The sequence below is a fragment of the Paenibacillus mucilaginosus 3016 genome (genome assembly GCF_000250655.1).
GTDB classification, from domain to species: Bacteria; Bacillota; Bacilli; order Paenibacillales; family NBRC-103111; genus Paenibacillus_G; species Paenibacillus_G mucilaginosus.
Map to the genome: position 1 here is coordinate 7,593,071 of NC_016935.1, position 17,845 is coordinate 7,610,915.

Here is a 17,845-nt window from a genome sequence, read left to right on the forward strand (position 1 = left end):
AAAGTTGCTCCCCTTTCGCGCAAAACAAAAAAAATTCTCCGTATCCTAAAACATTCGATACGGAGAATCGCTTTTCCTGCTGTACCTCTTAACCTTTTGTCGAACTTTCTAAGGCCGCTGCATGGCCGGGATGCCGCGTCCTACTTGCGAAGTTCGGCCCCGAAGGCCTCTTCCAGCGAGGCTACGACACGCCCGTGCAGCTCGCTTACTTCCTCGTCGGTCAGCGTGCGCTCCGGCGTCCGGTAGACGAGGGAAATCGCTACGCTCTTCTTGTTCTCGCCCAGGCGTTCGCCCGTGTAGATATCGAACACCTGGATCGATTCCAGCAGTCCGCCAGCCGTCTCCTGCGCTTTGGCGACGAGGTCGCCGACAGCCACCGTACGGTCCACAACAACAGCTGTATCCCGGGAGATCGCAGGGAAACGCGGCAGCGGCTTGTAGGTGAAGGAGTCGTCTACGAGCTCCGCCAAGGTCTCCAGCTCCACTTCGAGCACATAGGTGTCGGAGAGGTCCTTCTGCTGCTGAAGCTCCGGATGCAGCTGACCGATCACACCGACCACCTTGCGAATGCCGTCCCGCTCCACCGCAATCTCGGCGGTGCGGCCCGGGTGGAAGCCCTTCGGCTGCGCCGGCACATACTTCGCGTCAATGCCCAGGTAAGAAAGCAGCCCTTCGAGCACGCCCTTCAGGTCGTAGAAGTCGACGACGCCCGGCTTGCCCGTCCAGTGCAGCTCGCTGCGCTTGCCGGTCAGCAGGGCCGCCAGCAGCAGCTTCTCCTGCGGCAGGGAACGGAGTTCCGCTTCGTTCGAGACGAAGACCCGGCCCATCTCGAAGACGGCCACGTCGTCCTGGTTCCGGTTGCGGTTGTAGACCGCCACGTCCAGCAGGTGAGGGATCAGGCTCGTACGCAGCACGCTGCGGTCCTCGCTCATCGGCATCGCCAGCTTCACCGGCTGCGCTTCGCCATACGCGCCAGGGTAAGCCGCGATCTGATCCGGATGCGTGAACGAATACGTAATCGCCTCGTGCAGGCCGCTGCCGGTCAGCAGCGTGCGGGTCAATCGGCGGATGCTCTGCTCCTTCGTCAGGGCGCCCGGCGTCGTCACGCCGTGCATCAGCGTCGTAGGGATGTTGTCGTAGCCGTGCAGGCGCGCCACCTCTTCGATGAGGTCGACGGCACGGGTAATGTCGCCCCGGCGGCTCGGCACATGCACGAGCAGTCCGTCGGCTTCCAGCGGCTCGACGGTGAAGTTCAGACGGGCGAAGATCTCCTTGACTTCCTCCACGGTCAGAGAAGTCCCGAGGTAGCCGTTAATGCGGCCCACGGTCAGTTCGATTGCGACGGGCTTGTGCTCCGCCGTACGGGCTTCCACCACACCGGAAGCCACCGTTCCGCCGGAGAGCTCCGCGATCAGCGACGCAGCGCGGTGCAGGGCCGGCAGGACCGCTTCGGGATTGACTTCCTTCTCGAAGCGCAGCGACGCTTCGGAGCGCAGGCCGAGCTGGCGGCTCGTCTTGCGGACCGTGCCCCCGTCGAACTTCGCCGACTCGAGCAGGATGCGCACCGTGCCGTCCGTCACCTCGGAGTTCGCTCCGCCCATGACGCCTGCGATCGCCACCGGCTTCACGCCGTCGGTGATCAGCAGCATATGCGGCTCGAGCGTACGCTCCACCTCGTCGAGGGTCACCAGCTTCTCGCCGGCCTTCGCCAGACGGACGTCGATGTGCCCGTTCTCAAGCTTGTCGGCGTCGAACGCGTGCAGCGGCTGCCCGTACTCCAGCATGACGTAGTTCGTCACGTCGACGATGTTGTTGATCGGACGGATGCCCGCCGCCATGAGCCGGTTCTGGATCCAGAGCGGGGAGACACCGACCTTCACGCCTTCGATCAGCGCCGCCGCATAGTGCGTGCACTGCTCCTTTGCCGTGATCTCGACGGAGATGCGCTCGGCCGCCTGCACGGCGCCCGTACCGCCCTGCTCCGCCTGCGGCAGCTTCACTTCACGGCCCAGGATCGCGCCGATCTCGTAAGCTGCACCGAGCATGCTGAGCGCGTCGGAGCGGTTCGGCGTCAGGTCGAGGTCCATGACCTCGTCGTTAATCGCCAGCACATCCAGAATGCTTGCACCGATCTCCGTATCCTCCGGAAGCACCAAGATGCCTTCCTGGATTTCCTTCGGCAGCAGCTTGTCGTTCAAGCCAAGCTCTTTCGCCGAACAGATCATGCCCTGCGACTCGACGCCGCGCAGCTTCGCGCGTTTGATCGCCAGTCCGTCCGGCAGCTTCGCACCGACGACGGCTACAGGCACCTTTTGTCCGGCCGCCACGTTCTTCGCCCCGCACACGATCTGCAGGTCTTCCCCTTTGCCCACATCCACGATACAGACGCTGAGCTTGTCGGCATCCGGGTGCTTCTCACGGGACTTCACATAGCCCGCGTACACCTCGGTAACCCCTTTGTTGCGATTCTCCACGATATCGACCTCGATGCCGCTGCGGGTCAGCTTCTCCGCAAGCTCTCCGGCCGTAAATCCGCTAACGTCCACATATTGGGACAGCCACTGGTAAGATACTTTCATCGCCGTCTCACGCTCCTCTCTTTATAGATGCACGAACTGCTTCAGGAACCGCAGGTCGTTCGTATAGAAATGACGGATGTCTTCAATGTCGTACTTCAGCATCGCGACGCGCTCTACGCCGAGGCCGAACGCGAATCCGCTGTACTCCTCCGGATCGTAGCCAGCCATCTCCAGCACGCGCGGATGCACCATGCCCGAACCAAGGATTTCCAGCCAGCCCGTCTGCTTGCATACCCGGCAGCCTTCACCGCGGCACATCGCGCACGTTACGTCGACTTCGGCGCTGGGCTCCGTGAACGGGAAGAAGCTTGGACGCATGCGGATCTGGGTCTCTTTGCCGAACAGCTCCTGCACGAACTGCAGCAGGGTGCCCTTCAGGTCGCTCATACGGATATTGCGGTCGATAACGAGCCCCTCGATCTGCGTGAACATATGGGAGTGGGTCGCATCGTCATCGTCGCGGCGGTACACGCGGCCCGGGCAGATGATCTTCACCGGCACGTCGCCCTTCTTCTTCTCCATCGTGCGCACCTGCACCGGGGACGTATGGGTCCGCATCAGGATCTCGTCGGTCACATAGAACGAATCCTGCATATCGCGCGCCGGGTGGTTCTTAGGCAGGTTCAGGGCTTCGAAGTTGTAGTAGTCCTGCTCCACCTCGGGGCCTTCGGCCACCGTGTAGCCCATCCCGATGAAAATATCCTCGATCTCCTGGATGACCTTGGAAATCGGGTGTACCGCTCCCTGTGCCGCCGGACGGCCCGGCAGCGTCACGTCGATCGTCTCGGCCGCAAGGCGCGCCTGCGTTTCGGCCGCATTGTACTCCGCCTGCTTCGCTTCGATCACTTCCTCGATCGCCGCGCGCACTTCGTTAGCCACCTGGCCGATCACCGGACGCTCTTCCGCGCTCAGTGCGCCCATGCCGCGGAGAATCTCCGTCAGCGGCCCCTTTTTGCCCATATACTTGATGCGCAGCTCGCCGAGCTGCTGGGGGCTCTCCACGCCCGCCAGCTCCCGCAGCGCTTCTTCCTTCAGCGCCAATAACCGTTCTTTCATCGCATCCTGCCTCCTTCGGATTGGTTGTACCTGCACTGCTGCCCCTGTCCGTTCAACGCAAAAAAGACTGCTCCTCCCCCAGGTAAGGGACGAAACAGTCGTGGTACCACCCTTGTTAGAAGCTTCTCCAGCCCTTCCCGCACGGGGGAAACGGACATAGAAAAAAACTTCTCACTTCATTGAACATAACGGTTTGCACCGGTTCCTCCTACTTGCCGCCCACCCGCGATGGGGACGAACGGTTTCAAAGGACTGCTCGGGAGCGAACTTCGGCAGCCTGATTCCACGGACCGTGCTCTCAATCTCCGGCACGGCCTCCCTGTGAGGAAGCACTGCGTACTTGTCTCCGTCGCTGCATTTGGACGGTATGGAATTACTGACCATTATATGCAATCCCCGAGCAGGTTGCAAGAGGCGCCTTGCGGGCCCCTGCTCCGGCCGGCGTTATGACGCATAGGCCTTGGTCCGTTTGCGGCTGCGCCAGGCGATGATCCCGAGAGTCAGCAGCGCACCGAGACCGGCGAGCGCCATATCCTTTTCGCTGTCGAAGACGTCGCCCTGCATGCCCACGTAATCCTGGCCTGCGCCTTGGCCGAGCAGTCCCACAGCCATCTCAATCACTTCGAAGAACGTGCTCAGGGTGACGATCATCGCGGCCGGCACGGCATAAGACCAGCCTCCTCTTTGTCCGCTGCGGCGCATGTAGAACTCCCGGGCGGGGATCACGAGCAGCAAGCCGAATAGGAAGTGGACGATCCGGTCAAAATAGCTCCGGGCAGCGCCGGGATATATCCGCTTCAGCCAGTCGTCGAACGGCGTGAACTGGTAGGTGTAATGGGCTGCATAAGTATGGATGCAGAGGAACAAGAACAAGACGAAGTAGGACCCGTCCGAGAACCGGAACCTGCGGTACGTGAACACAAGCAGAGGAACGGTGATCACGACCAGCGCATTCTCGAGCATCCAGATCGTGCGGTCTTTCGGGTAGAATGCCATCCACGTCCAAAATGCAATGAATACGGTCAGCATGACCAGTGGCCGTGCGGGCGAAGCCGTCATGGGGATCCCCTCTTTCCTTGGGTAGGATGAACATGGCAGATCTCCCTTAGTATGGACGGCTTCACGGAAGACATACATTGAGGGGGCATGGGACGGCTCGAAAAGGCATGCTGCTGGGGAAAAAGGGACACTCGTTCCCGGCAGGGCCAGGGCTGAACGCGGCTTCCTCCCAGTCCTTTATCCCTAAGAGAGGGGCTCCGGAAAAAGCGCAAAAAGCCCCCCATCCGTCCGAATGGAGGATGAGGAGCCCTGCGTGCTTCTATTCGTCGGAGGGCCGTGCTGTGCCGGCCGGGCTTACTTCCATGGCTCGGGCGCCGCAGCCGATACCACATAGACACTTTCGCCCCGGGCATCCGTTCCCAGGAGGGAAGACTGGCCGGACAGCTTCGCGAAAGCGCCGGAGGTCCGGTTCGTATCCGCGTCGTACGTTTTGAGCTCGTAGTGGAAGGTGACCGGTTCCCCGGACCCTGTCTCCACATACTCCTGCAGCACAGCCCGGTGCGACCCTGCCAGCCAGAAGCTCAGGGAGCTTTGGACCGGCGGCTGGAACTTCAGCGTGCCCTCCCGGGTATACACTTCCCCGTTCTGGTACAGGCGGTAACGGCCGTCATCCGTCTCGGTGTAGTCGGAGCTGTATGCTTCCTTCATCGGGGGGTCCCACTGCGTCACCTTCCCGGTGCTCCAGCTGTAAACGTACGGGATCTCCGTTAAGGCTTCGTCCTCCCGCATAGCTGTCCGCACCTCACTGCCATTGTCACGGAATGTGACCGGGATCCGGTCATCGCTGACCTGGCTGTGTTCGACTCTGCCCTTCAATACACCGGGGAGTCGCTGAACGGTCAGATTCACTGTATCATAGATCACCAGATCCAGGTTCTCGTCCTGCTCCTTCGCCGAGCTTACCGCCAAGAGAACCTTCGTTCCATCCTTGCTCCATCCGCTGCCGTGCACATATCCGCCGACGGCGACCCGCTTCGCCAACGCACCTTCCGGCAGTTCCTTCGCCGCTGCGTCCGCCGCATCGGCGCCATAGAAGAATCCGCGGGGATCCGCATACAGATCGCCAGCCCCCTCGTAGCTCGCCATGGGCCTGAAGGAAAGGTCCGTCATAACGCCCTTGTCGAGGTCATAGAGGGAGTAGAGTCTGGGAAAAGGAGCATCGCATTCGCAGTAGCCTGTCGTCTTCGCAGCCAGCACGTACCGTGAACCCGCTTGAAGCCCGTGGAACGCATACGGTTCAGCCAGCTCACCCGTCCGCACAACCGTCCCCCCGCCAACCGGTACCTTCCAGACCGAAGCCGGATATTGGAGCACCGTCTCGAACACCGGCTGTCCGCGGAGCTCGCCGCCGTCCGCCGTCCTGGCCCCGTTCGCGTCCACATGATATCCGTAGACCGGATAGGGACCCGGCTTCCAGGAGAGCACCTCCACCTCGAGCTGCAGCTTCCGGTCGCTCTGCCAGCGGTAAGCGAGCTTCACCCGGACCGGCTCGCTGTCCGGTGCCATACCCGGCTGCGTCCCGGACGGCTCGGCGTTCTTCCGGAGCGCGGCCTCCACGGAAGCGCGGTCCATCGCTTCCGCGAAGGTCAGCGTGAACGTCTGCTTCCGCGGCGCCACCAGCGTGCGGACCGGCGCCTGCAGGCGGGGATCCGCCTCCAGCCGGATCGAGAAGCCCTGCTCCGCGGGCTCCGGCCGCTCAGGCTCCACGCCGGGCTTAGGCTCCTGCGGCGCAGGCGCCCCCGGCACGGACGGTGCCCCGCCCGGCAGCTGTGTTCCTGCCGCTCCTGCGGCCAGCATAAGGCACAAGGCGGCAATGACGATGGTTTTGCTCATGTGGATTCCCCCGTTTTCTTCGATGTCCGTTGATTTGTCCTCTTAGACGAAACGGCGCAGGGAAAGTTACAGGGCCATGAACCAAACGGGAGAAATATTTTCGCACCCTCAATCAACAAAAAAACGGCTTTCGTCCGCTGACGAAAACCGCTCTGTGTACTTCGTGGCTTACTCGGATGGCGGCGTAAACGAACGCTGGGCGAACTCGGCATCCATCATGAAGAAGGCGTTGCTGTCCTTGTCGATGCGCTTCAGCTTGTTGATGATCGAATCGAACAGGGCTTCCTCCTCCACCTGCTCGTCGATGAACCACTTCAGGAAGTTGATCGTCGCATGCTCCCGGTCATCCATCGCCAGGTCGGAGAGATGGTAGAATTTCTTCGTTACGATCTGCTCGTGGTTGTAACCATGCTGGAAAGCGTCCAGCACGGAGGCGTACTCGTTGTTCGGGTTCTCCATTCCCGCCACGGTGACGCGCTTGCCGCGGTCGTTCAGGAACTTGTAGATTTTCATAGCGTGGAACCGCTCTTCCTCCGCCTGCACGATGAAGAAATTCGCGAACCCGTCCAGGCTTTCCCCGGAACAGTAGGCCGCCATCGCCAGATAGACCTGTGCGGAGTAGAACTCATAGTTCATCTGATCGTTCAGCGCCTGGCTCAATGCTTCATTCATCCCTTGTCACACCTTTCGCATTCATGATGATCGGGTCAGCCGATGGCTTTCTCCAGCTTCTTCTGCAGCCCCTCGGCCGTAGAGGCGGAGATGAGCTTCTTCGACTTGCCCACGACGGCAAAGCACGCTTTGGAGCACAGCTTGCAGTGTCCGAGACAGTCCCGCTTCTTCTGCTTGAGCCCGCTGTGCTCTTCTTTGAGCGCGCGGTAGACACCCTTCGTTCCCTGCTTGAAGTTTCTGCAGCAATACCTGATCTTCTTCACTTTCGCCGTGCCCCGCTTTCCGATAACCTGACATTTTCTCAATGATAATCGTTATCATTAGCATTGTCAATGCCCGTTTACCGTACTCGGGACGTGTAAGCCGTCCGGTCCGGCAGCCCCGTCTTTCCGCTCCTTCTGGGGCTTTTTTCCTGGAGCTTCCGGATCACTTAAGTATACCGCTGCATCCGCCCGATGACAAAACAAAAAGAGCTCCCCGGATCCAGCCTCCCATGCTATGATTTACAAAAGCTTACATTTCATACGGAGGGATGACTTTATGGATCTTGACCGGCTGTACCGCCAATACCGGCCGCTGCTCTTCACGGCGGCATACCGGATGCTCGGGTCCGCCGCCGAAGCCGAAGACGCGGTGCACGACCTGTTCGCCTCCCTCGGCACCGCCGCCGTGCCCTGGGACGAACTCCGCAGCGAGCAGGCATACCTGCTCCGGCTGCTGTCGAACCGCTGCCTGAACGTGCTGAAGTCCGCCCGCCGCCGCCGGGAGACGTATCCGGGCCCGTGGCTGCCCGAGCCCCTGTTCGAGCCGGCTGGAGGCAGCGGCGACCCGCTGCGGCAGGTACTCGACCGCGAGGCCTTCACCTACGCGTTCCTCGTGCTGCTCGAGGAGCTGAGCCCGCCCGAGCGCGTGGTCTTCGTGCTGCGCGAGACGCTGGACCTCGGCTACGGCGAGCTCGCCGAGCTGCTCGGACGGACGGAGAGCGGCTGCCGGCAGCTCTGCTCCCGGGCGCGGCGCAAGCTGGACCGGGCCGCCGAGCGGTCCGGGCCCGCCGGACCGTCCCCGCAGGCGGAAGCGCTCGTGGAGGCGTTCATCGGCGCCGCGTCCAGCGGCCGCTACGAGACGCTGCTCGAGCTGCTCAGCGAGGATGCGGTATTCGTGAGCGACGGCGGCGGCCGGGTCCGCTCGGCGCTCTTCCCGATCCTCGGCCGCAGCCGGATTCACGCCTTCTTCCAGGGCATCGCCCGGAAGGGCTCTCTCGCCGGCGAACTGCTGCCGGTCCGCCTCTCCGGCCAGCCGGGGATCCTGCTGCTGCAGGAAGGCCGGCCCCGCTTCGCGTTCACCGTGGTGCCGGACACCGGCGGAAGCGGCATCCGGCGGATCTATATGATCAGCAATCCCGACAAGCTTGGGGGCGCAGCAGGCTTCGGCAGGGCACCGGGCGAAGGGCAGTCTGCGGCAATCATTCCTTAGCCGTTTATTACCCCGGAGCGCGATGGGCTTAACCGTTTCGAACTTTTTTTCGAAGGGCTGCAGTTTTCGTGTCACAAACGGCGATCCTCCGTTGTCTTCTTAGTGTAAATACAAAAAAGGCCGGCAGGCTGGAAGAGTCGCTGCCGGACCTCAAATGGAGGAATTGAATCATGATGCAGCCCCGTATCGATCACACGAAAGTCAACCCGGAAGCCATGCAGACGATGCTGAAGCTGGAAGGCTTCATCTCCCGCAGCGGACTGGACCGCACGCTCTATGAGCTGATCAAGATCCGCGCCTCGCAGATGAACGGATGTGCCTTCTGCCTCGATATGCACACCCGGGAGCTCCGCGCCATGGGCGAGAGCGAGCAGCGGGTGCATCTCATCACCGTCTGGCGGGAGGTGCCGTTCTTCACGGAGAAGGAACGCGTGGTGCTCGAGCTGACCGAAGCGCTCGTGCGCATCGGCGACGCCGGCGTCCCGCAGGAGCTCTACGAGCGCGTCCGCCGGCATGTGGACGAAGCGGAGTTCGTCACCGTGATTATGGCGGTGAATGCGATTAACGGCTGGAACCGCCTGGCCATCGCCACCGGCATGGTGCCCGAAGCCAGAGTGACGGTGTAACTTCGGGAACAGAGCCTTGGCTGGCCGCACGGGCATGCCCTTCGAGGCTCGCCTGCCGGACAGGGCGGATGCACGCAGCTCAGCTCGCCTGGCCTGCCTTCGACATGCAGAACCCGGAACCGTACGGCGGGGGATTAGCTGCAGCATCCGCGTCATGCAGCAGGCATGACCTGCGGTGCGCCCCTTCCGGATACAGCAAAGCCGGCCCTGCTCTTCCATGTGGAAGAGCAGGGCCGGCTTGCTTGGTTTTGCGCCCGGGGCCTTAAGAATTATTCGGCCGCAGCTTCCGGCCCAACCGTCTCGGTATAGAACGCCCGGCGGTGTCCGCCGGCTTCCTTGGCCTTGAACATCGCCAGGTGGGCTTGGTTCATGAGCTCGATGGCGTCATCCGAATCGTCCGGATACAGCGCGATCCCCATGCTTCCGGTCAGACGGAATTCGCCGCCGTCCGCCGCATGCGGTTCATGGATGCAGTTCAGGCACTCGTCCGCCGTCCGGGCCGCATCCGCCGCATCCTCTACGCGGTAGAGCAGCAGGAGGAATTCATCCCCGCCGGCGCGGCATACCTTGCCCGCCTCCCCGACGCACTCCTGCAGCCGGTCCGCCGTATCCTTCAGCACGCGGTCGCCCCTCTCGCGCCCGCAGGCCTCATTGACGGTGCGGAAGCCGTCCAGGTTGACGTGAATCATCGCCAGCTGCTGCCCGTCCCGCCGGCAGAAGCGGAGGGCCTGATCCAGCAGCTCCTTGAACAGCCTGCGGTTCGCCGTACCCGTCAGCGTGTCCTCCAGCGCCATACTGGCGAGCTGCTCCTCGAGCTCCCTGCGCTCGCCGATATCCCGGGATACGGCGAGCACGCAGCGGCCGCCGTCCCCTTCCTCGAGCAGGCTTGCCTGCGTCTCCACCCACAGATAGGTGCCGTCCGCCCGGAGATAGCGGAATTCGACGGTCTGCTGCTCGCCTGTCATCAGCAGCCGTTCGAACCTGCTCCGCACGATGGACAGATCCTCCGCATGCACAAGACGGAAGCAGTTCGTCCCTTCGAACTCCTCCCGCCGGAAGCCCAGCACGTTCAAATAAGACGGTGAAGCGTATCGCACGACGCCCGTCAAATCCAGAAGGGCGATCATGTCTTTCATATTTTCGGCGATGAGCCGGTAATTCGTTTCGGCCGCCGTGACAGCCGCCTCCAGCCGCTGCAGGTCGGTCACATCCCGGTAGATGCCCGACAGGGCGATCATCCGGCCCGCTTCATCCCGCACAGGCGCATAGGTGATGGAGAGCTCCACCATCCCGCCCTGCTTGTTCATCCGGCGGGTCCGGTAATTCCGGTACGTCCGCCCTTCCTGCAGACCGCGGAACACCTTCTTCTGCTCTTCGCGGATGTCCGCATCTTCCGGCAGGAAGATCAGATCGGTCGCATGAACCCCCATGATCTCCTCCCTCGTCCAGCCGAACATCTCGGTGAAAGCGCCGTTACATTCTATAAGAACACCCGAAACATCGCAGATCAATACGGCGTCCGGGATGCTTCGGATAAAAGCCTGCAGCAGATTATGCTCCGCTTCGGATTCGTTATACTGCTTTCCATTGCGTTCCACATCCAATGTTGTCCGCTCCTCCTCCGACTCCATCTGCATTCCGAGAATCATCATAACACAGATCAAGAGCCGCCAGGTGCGCGGATTCTCCTAAAAATACGACGGAGCGGTTACAGAACGCCCCGTAACCGGATTGGAAGTGCAGCGGGCCGCCTCATGCTCTCCACGTCTGAACGTTCTACCGCAGCAGGCCCATCCTGCAGAAAAAACCGCCTGCGGACTATCCCGCAGACGGTTCTCCCTGTGCCGGCACCGCCGGCTCAAAAGCGGCGCAGCGCTGCAGCCAGCGCTCCACCAGCTTCGGCTGCGAGCCGAAGTGGAGATGGGTGTAGCCGGCTACAACGCTGTAGAGCAGGCCGCCCTCCGGCTTCGTCCCCCGCAGGCCCGAGGTCTCGTAGGCCGGCGGCAGCTGGGCTGCGCTCTCCGGAAGCTCATAGGCCGAGTAGTGGAACTCGTGTCCTCTGGCGGTCAGCCCGCCTTCGAACAGGAAGTTCCCTTCGGCCCCCTTCACCTCGCGCAGACCCAGGGCGGCCAGCTTGCGCTGCATGGTGACGCGCCCGGGCACGAGGCCCAGCATGGGGTGCGTCTCCCCATCCGTACCGGTTATGCTCTCGGTGAGATACATGTAGCCGCCGCACTCCGCCAGCGTCGGCAGGCCCTGCCTCACGGCCCGGCGGATCGACTCCGCGGTATCCGTCTGCCGGGAGAGCCGCTCCGCGAACTCCTCCGGGAAGCCGCCGCCGAGATACAGCCCTTGGGCTCCTTCCGGCAGGGGCTCGCCCCCCAGGGGCGAAAAGTACGCCAGCTCCGCCCCGTGCAGCTCGAGCAGCTCGAGGTTCTCGGGGTAGTAGAAGTGGAACGCGGCGTCATGCGCCACGGCCAGCTTGACGGGGTACGTCTTCGCAGGCGGGGCAAAGAGGCGCGGCTCTTCCTCCGGCAGCGGATCGCTCCCGGCGGCCAGCTCAAGCAGCCGGTCGAGCCCCACATTCGCCTCCATGCGGTCCGCGAGCAGGTCGAAGAACGCGTTCAGATCGCCGCGCTCGATCGACGGGACGAGGCCGAGATGCCGCTCCGGCAGCGCGAGCTCTTCCTGCCGGGTCATATAGCCGATGACCGGGATGCCGCACTCCGCTTCAACCGCATCCTTCACGATGCGGTAATGCCCCTCGCTGCCGACCTTGTTCGCGAAGACGGCGGCGATCCGCACCCGCGGATCGAGCAGCTGGAAACCCTTCACGATGGCGGCGCAGGAGCGCGCCATGCTCTGGCAGTTCACGACGAGCAGCACCGGCACGCCGAGCTCAAGCGAGATTTCGGCCGTGCTGCCCCGGTTCGACGTCGCTTCCTTGCCGTCATAGAAGCCCATGACGCCCTCGATGATCGAGATGTCGGCATCCGCGCCGGCCCTTTGGTAGATCTCCCGGACGCCCTCGGAGGAGAGCATCCAGGAGTCCAGGTTACGCGAGGCGCGGCCCGTAACGGCCCGGTGGTACGTCGGGTCGATGTAATCCGGCCCGCACTTGAAGCCCTGTACGCGCAGACCCCTGCGCTGCAGCGCCGCCATCAGGCCGATCGTCACGGTCGTCTTGCCTGCTCCGCTGCCCGTGCCGGCGATGATGAGGCCCGGGCGCCCCTTCCGATCGCTCATGACCGTCCTCCCGAAGCGGCGGCCGTGGATGCTTCCCGGCCGGCTGCCGCCTCCGCCGTGCCCGCCGCTTCCGCTTCAGGGAAGGAGAGCAGCCCGACGGAGATCGTCACGTTGCCGCTCTTTTTCTTAGTGAGGACGAGATGGTTCTCTCCTGTATACCGCTTCACAGCAGGCTCGCTGACGCCGTACGCGCCGGTGAACTTGAACACCGTCTCGGACGGGGCCTCGATCTCCATCTCGTTGAGCTCCGCCGGCGTATAGCACTCGAGCGGCCAGCCGTGCCTGCCGCAGACGGCGAGCAACCCTTCCTCGTCCTTCTTGAGGTCGATCGTGCACACCGCCTTCACGCTGCGGATCGAGAAGCGGAGCTCCCCGAGCGTCTCCGCGATGACCGCTTCGATCTCCTCGGCCGCCGTCCCGCGGTTGCAGCCGATGCCGAGCACGATCACCTTCGGACGGTAGAGCACCCCGTTCGCCAGGATGGCCTCCTCATGCGGCTCCAGCTCGCGGTGGGTAACGACGAGCGCCCCATGCGGCGGCTCCTGCAGCGCCGCTTCTATCGTGTCGTAGATGTGGATGTTCGGCGGCAGCGGCGTGTCGAGATGCCACCAGTTCCGCTCGCCCGACTCCTGTACGACGGCGACGCGCTCTTCGTTCACGACAGAGGCGCTCACCGGCGTCAGCTTGTCGGCGGACTCCCACGCCCAGCCGAAGCGGCGGCCGAACAGGTCGACCGCGATCGTCTTCTGCACGTCGGACGCCGTGGTGATGACCGCGCGGGCCTCAAGGGCCGCCGCCACCTCGCGGGTCAGTTCGTTCGCGCCGCCGAGGTGGCCCGACAGCACGGAGATGACGTTCTCCCCCCTGTCGTCGATCACGACGATGCCCGGGTCTTTTTTCTTATCCTGCAGCAGCGGGGCGATCATCCGCACCACCGCGCCGAGCGAGATGATCGAGATAATGCCGTGGTAGGCCGGGAACAGCGCCGGATACAGCATCCGTACGCTGCCGGAGAACAGCCGGATGCCGCGCTCCGCTTCGTCTCCCCGGGCGAACTTGGACATATAGTATACGTCCGCCGCCGGGAAGCTGTCCTGCAGCCGGCGGGCCAGCTCCACCCCGTGCTTCGTGATCGCCAATACCGCGTAGCTGCGGGTCGGCTTCACTACAGGAAGGACGCCCTCCTGCAGCTCGATGATCTCCACCTCACCGTTGGCGGCCGGGGCGGCCGGCCCGGAGGTTACAGACGGCTCGTGAGGTTCCGAACGCTTCGCTTCGTCCGCCATCTTACGCCTTCACTCCTTTTCGGTAGCCGTGCGTGAAGGTTTTGTCGTAGAGCTTCGAACGGTACTCATCCTTCTCATGAATGTTCGGATCGAGCGCCCAGCCCGCCAGAATCATCGCATGGGAGCGGATGCCGTTCACGCGCATGTCCTCATCCAGCTTCTCGAGCGTCGTCCGCACGATGAGCTGGTCGGGCCACGTCGCGCGCTGCACGACCGCCACCGGTGTCTCCGGGCTCCAGCCCGCTTCAGTGAGCTCGCGCACGACCTTCTTCGTCAGCGTCGCGCTGAGGAAGAGCGCCAGCGTGCTGTGATGCGACGCCAGCTCCTTGAGCTGCTCGCGCTCCGGCACCGGCGTGCGGCCTTCCGCGCGGGTGAGGATCAGCGTCTGCGTCAGCTCGGGAATCGTCAGCTCGGCCCCGACGGCCGCAGCCGCAGCGAAGACCGAGGAGACGCCCGGGATGACCTCAATGCCGATGCCTTCCCGCTTGAGCAGGGCCGCCTGCTCCATAATGGCGCCGAACACGGACGGGTCCCCGGTATGCACGCGCACGACCTTTTTGCCCGCCTTCACCCGGTCCACCATCACTTCGACCATCTCTTCGAGGCTCATGCCCGCACTCTGCAGCACTTCCGCCTCCGGCTTCGCCCGGGCAATGAGCTCCTCGCTGACCAGGGAGTCCGTGTAGAGCACAACGTCCGCTTCCTGAAGCAGCCGCAGGCCCTTCACCGTAATGAGATCGGGGTCTCCGGGACCCGCGCCGATAATCTGGATCTTGAGGCTCTCGCTGTTGTTGTGTTCGCTCATTTTCTCACCACCATCAGAGTTAAGTACTCGAGCTCGCGCCCGGCCAGTTCCCGCACATTGCGCCATACCTGTTCCTCGGACGACGTCACCTTCGTGATGACCGACGCCTTGTCCGTCAGTCCGAGGTCGCCGAGCACCTGCAGCATCAGGTCGATGACCTTCGCCACCTTGATGAACACGACGCAGTCGTGGGTTTCGAGCACCCGCCGCATCTCGTCGTAATTCTCCGTAGCCGGAATGACCGCGAACTGCTCGTCGCCGTCCGCCAGCGGAAGGTTCAGCCTGGAAGCCGCCCCGAGCACGGACGAAATGCCCGGCACCGAGACGCACTGCACCTCCGGATGCTTCTCCTGCATGAGGCGCATGAGGTGGATGTACGTGCTGTAGAGCATCGGATCGCCCTCGGTGACAAAAGCGACATTCCGCCCTTCGCTGAGGTGTCCCCACACCGTATCGACCGTCTTGTTCCACTGCAGCTCGAGCGCTTCACGATCCCGCGTCATCGGGAAAATCAGCGGAAGCATGATTTTCTCATCCGTATCGACATACAGCTCCGTGATCTGCAGCGCATAGCTCTTCGCGCCGGATTTCTTGCGCGGATAAGCGATGACCGGCGACTCCTTCAGCAGGCGGAACGCCTTCACCGTAATGAGCTCCGGGTCCCCGGGCCCTACTCCCAGTCCATATAACGTGCCGAGCTTACTCATCGTTCTTCTTCCTCTCTTTCCTGCCCGTCGATGCCGCGGGTTCCCCGTCCGGCCCAGCATCACCCTTGCCCCGCTTCGCGGTAATGATCCAGATCGGGTTCAGCGCTTCGAAGCGCGTCATGTCAAGAATCGGCTTGCTCCGGCTGAGCTGGGCGAGCGTAATGTCCGTCTCGAAGCCCTCCTCGCCGAACGCCTTGGAGGCGGCCGCCAGATTCTCGATCGTCGCCGCATTGAGCACAATCCGCCCGCCGGGCTTCAGCCTCGCGCAGCAGAGAGCCAGCAGTTCCCGCAGTTCGCCCCCGCTGCCGCCGATGAAGACCGCATCCGGGCCCGGGAACCCGTCCAGCCCCTCCGGCGCCTTCGCATGCACGGCCGTGATGTCCGTGCGGAACTTGCGGGCGTTCTGGCGGAAGTTCTCGAGGTCGCCCTCATTCTTCTCCACCGCATACACCGCTCCGTCCCGGGCGATCCGTGCCGCCTCGATCGCCACCGAGCCCGTGCAGGTCCCGATGTCCCACACGACGCTGTCGCGCTTCAGGCCGAGGTTCGCGATCGAGAGGATGCGGACCTCCTTCTTCGTGATGAGCCCCTTGTCCGGCTTGCGCTGGGCGAATTCCCCATCGTCGATGCCGAGCGGCCAGGCCGGCGGCGCTTCGGCGTCTGCCCTCCTGCGCAGCACCACCACATTGAGCGGCGAAAATGCATCATCCGGCGTCTCCGCAAGCGTCTCCAGTTCATGCCAGCCCGTACGCTCCTGCGGCCCGCCCAGATTCTCGCCGACGAACACGCGATACTCCGTCATGCCGAAATTCAGCAGGTACCGCGCAATTGCCCCCGGCGTGTTCTTCTCGTCGGTGAGCAGCGCCACCTTGGCGCAGCCGTCGATCCGCTGGGCCAGGCCCTTCATGCTGCGCCCGTGCACGCTTGTGATCAGGGCGTCCTGCCAGCTCTCGCCCATCCGCGCGAACGCCAATTGCACGGACGAGACTTGCGGCAGCACCTCCACCCGGCCGGGCAGCTTGCCCGCCAGGTAGCCGCCGATGCCGTAGAACAGCGGGTCGCCCGATGCGAGCACCACCGCGGGACGTTCCTCCGCGCGCAGCTTCTCCACCAGCTCACCGAGCCCGCTTTTGAGCACGATCTTCTCCGCCGGATGTTCTTCGAAGAACGTCAGCTGCCGCTCACCGCCGATGAGCACCTCGCTGCCCCGGATCCGCTCGATATACGCAGCCGGCAGACCTGCCGCCCCGTCGTCCCCGATGCCGATCACGGTAATTCGTTTCGCTTCCCTGCTTGGTTCCCCAGTCATTGCTCCTTCGCACACCCTCTCTGCCCATACCTTCCGCGGCTGCCGGGCTTACGCTTCGCCCCACTTCAGGCTCTGCCTCCCGAGCAGCTTCGCTTTCATGGAGATGATGACCGTCTCGACCTCGAGGTCCATCTCCCGCTGCGGTTCCTTGCCCGCCGCTTCCTTCAAGCCTTCCCTGCAGCAATAAGTACTCATGATGTCAAAAAAGGCGCTGCAGCCCATCCCGTCCATGAGATCGCCGACCTGCGCCGCCGTGTTCGCCCCCCGAATCTCCTCCAGCGTTTCTTCGGAAGCTCCTGCCTCCTCGGCCATCCGGGCGAGGAAGCCGAAGTCGACCGGCGCGCTCTTGGAATGCACCATCATGACGCCCTGGGCCACTTTGGAGAATTTGCCCATCATGCCGACGAGGGTCACCTTGCGGATCCCCTGCCTCGCACACTGCTGGATCGCAAATCCCACGAAATCGCCCATCTCCACGAACGCCTCTTCCGGCAGCTCCGGATAGAGGTCCATGCCGAACTTCTCGGTCCGTCCGCCCGTGGACAGGATGACGTGGGTGCAGCCGCCCTTGACGGCCACCCGGATCGCCTGGGCCACACTCGCCTTGTAAGCCGCTGTGGAAAAAGGCACTACAATGCCCCGGGTCCCGAGAATCGAGATGCCCCCGACGATGCCGAGCCGGCCGTTCAGCGTCTTCTTGGCGATCTCCTCGCCGTCCGGCACGGAGACGACCACCCGCACCCCGCGGTGCATGAGCTCGTAGCGGTTGAGCACGTTCGTCACGGCTTCGCGGATCATCTTGCGCGGAACGGGATTGATCGCCGCCTCGCCCACTTCGACCGGCAGCCCCGGCTTCGTCACCCGGCCGACGCCGACGCCGCCGTCGAGCTCAATGCCCGGCTCGCTGCGCCAGCTCACCTCGACGATGATGCGGGCGCCGTGCGTCGCATCCGGGTCGTCGCCGCCGTCCTTGATGACCTCGGCCCAGGCGCGCTCCGGCGAGAAAGAGCAGGCGACGATCTCGAAGGTGACCTCCTGCCCGATGGGCAGCCGGATCGTCGAGTGCGTCTGCCCCTCCTGCACGATCAGCGCTTCGAGCGCCGCCTGGGCCGCCGCCGTTGCGTTGGCGCCGGTGGTGTATCCGTGGCGCAGCGGCTTGTCTTCCTTGCCGTCCTTCTGCGCTTCCGCCATGGC

The 17,845-nt window shown here is 63.4% G+C and carries 15 protein-coding genes; 2 read left to right on the forward strand and 13 right to left on the reverse strand.

Annotation, left to right across the window (positions count from 1 at the left end):
• Positions 1–140: 140 nt before the first annotated feature.
• The 6 genes from pheT to PM3016_RS31495 form a co-directional block, all read right to left on the reverse strand.
• On the reverse strand, positions 141–2,579 hold the full coding sequence (gene pheT / locus PM3016_RS31470) for a phenylalanine--tRNA ligase subunit beta (protein ID WP_014372176.1): 2,439 nt from the start codon (positions 2,577–2,579) through the stop codon (positions 141–143).
• 21 nt (positions 2,580–2,600) lie between these two features.
• Entirely contained in the window at positions 2,601–3,635 is a 1,035-nt protein-coding gene (pheS, locus tag PM3016_RS31475; protein ID WP_014372177.1) for a phenylalanine--tRNA ligase subunit alpha, read from the reverse strand.
• Positions 3,636–4,079: 444 nt separating this feature from the next.
• The gene (locus PM3016_RS31480) at positions 4,080–4,694 is read right to left on the reverse strand and encodes a DUF2238 domain-containing protein (RefSeq protein ID WP_013920482.1); all 615 of its coding nucleotides are present in this window, start codon (positions 4,692–4,694) and stop codon (positions 4,080–4,082) included.
• A 294-nt stretch (positions 4,695–4,988) separates the two neighbouring features.
• On the reverse strand, positions 4,989–6,527 hold the full coding sequence (locus PM3016_RS31485; protein ID WP_014372178.1) for a hypothetical protein: 1,539 nt from the start codon (positions 6,525–6,527) through the stop codon (positions 4,989–4,991).
• A 168-nt stretch (positions 6,528–6,695) separates the two neighbouring features.
• Entirely contained in the window at positions 6,696–7,199 is a 504-nt protein-coding gene (locus PM3016_RS31490; protein ID WP_014372179.1) for a ferritin, read from the reverse strand.
• Positions 7,200–7,234: 35 nt separating this feature from the next.
• Positions 7,235–7,462 carry a DUF1450 domain-containing protein gene (locus PM3016_RS31495; RefSeq protein ID WP_013920485.1) on the reverse strand — a complete coding sequence of 76 codons (228 nt, stop codon included), beginning with the start codon at positions 7,460–7,462 and terminating at the stop codon, positions 7,235–7,237.
• A gap of 277 nt (positions 7,463–7,739) precedes the next feature.
• Between PM3016_RS31495 and PM3016_RS31500 the strand changes: the two genes are divergently transcribed.
• Positions 7,740–8,672: a sigma-70 family RNA polymerase sigma factor gene (locus PM3016_RS31500; protein WP_014372181.1), complete on the forward strand. Its 933-nt coding sequence runs from the start codon at positions 7,740–7,742 to the stop codon at positions 8,670–8,672.
• A gap of 170 nt (positions 8,673–8,842) precedes the next feature.
• Complete coding sequence (locus PM3016_RS31505) at positions 8,843–9,298, forward strand: carboxymuconolactone decarboxylase family protein (RefSeq protein ID WP_014372182.1); 456 nt, start codon at positions 8,843–8,845, stop codon at positions 9,296–9,298.
• A gap of 269 nt (positions 9,299–9,567) precedes the next feature.
• Here PM3016_RS31505 and PM3016_RS31510 read toward each other — a convergent pair whose 3' ends face one another.
• The 7 genes from PM3016_RS31510 to PM3016_RS31540 form a co-directional block, all read right to left on the reverse strand.
• Positions 9,568–10,935 (reverse strand): PAS domain S-box protein, encoded by a 1,368-nt coding sequence (locus tag PM3016_RS31510; protein ID WP_238540369.1) that lies wholly within the window; start codon positions 10,933–10,935, stop codon positions 9,568–9,570.
• A gap of 181 nt (positions 10,936–11,116) precedes the next feature.
• Positions 11,117–12,544 (reverse strand): cobyrinic acid a,c-diamide synthase CobB, encoded by a 1,428-nt coding sequence (locus PM3016_RS31515; RefSeq protein ID WP_014372184.1) that lies wholly within the window; start codon positions 12,542–12,544, stop codon positions 11,117–11,119.
• Positions 12,541–13,830 (reverse strand): cobalt-precorrin 5A hydrolase, encoded by a 1,290-nt coding sequence (locus PM3016_RS31520; RefSeq protein WP_014372185.1) that lies wholly within the window; start codon positions 13,828–13,830, stop codon positions 12,541–12,543. Before PM3016_RS31520 ends, PM3016_RS31515 begins: the two co-directional genes overlap by 4 nt.
• 1 nt (position 13,831) lies before the next feature.
• The gene (gene cobM / locus PM3016_RS31525; protein ID WP_014372186.1) at positions 13,832–14,635 is read right to left on the reverse strand and encodes a precorrin-4 C(11)-methyltransferase; all 804 of its coding nucleotides are present in this window, start codon (positions 14,633–14,635) and stop codon (positions 13,832–13,834) included.
• Positions 14,632–15,342, reverse strand: a complete 711-nt coding sequence (gene cobI, locus PM3016_RS31530; protein WP_013920492.1) for a precorrin-2 C(20)-methyltransferase — start codon at positions 15,340–15,342, stop codon at positions 14,632–14,634. Before cobI ends, cobM begins: the two co-directional genes overlap by 4 nt.
• Positions 15,335–16,651: a precorrin-6y C5,15-methyltransferase (decarboxylating) subunit CbiE gene (gene cbiE, locus PM3016_RS31535; RefSeq protein WP_014372187.1), complete on the reverse strand. Its 1,317-nt coding sequence runs from the start codon at positions 16,649–16,651 to the stop codon at positions 15,335–15,337. Before cbiE ends, cobI begins: the two co-directional genes overlap by 8 nt.
• Before the next feature lie 48 nt (positions 16,652–16,699).
• Positions 16,700–17,842 carry a cobalt-precorrin-5B (C(1))-methyltransferase gene (locus tag PM3016_RS31540; protein ID WP_014372188.1) on the reverse strand — a complete coding sequence of 381 codons (1,143 nt, stop codon included), beginning with the start codon at positions 17,840–17,842 and terminating at the stop codon, positions 16,700–16,702.
• Positions 17,843–17,845 lie beyond the last annotated feature (3 nt).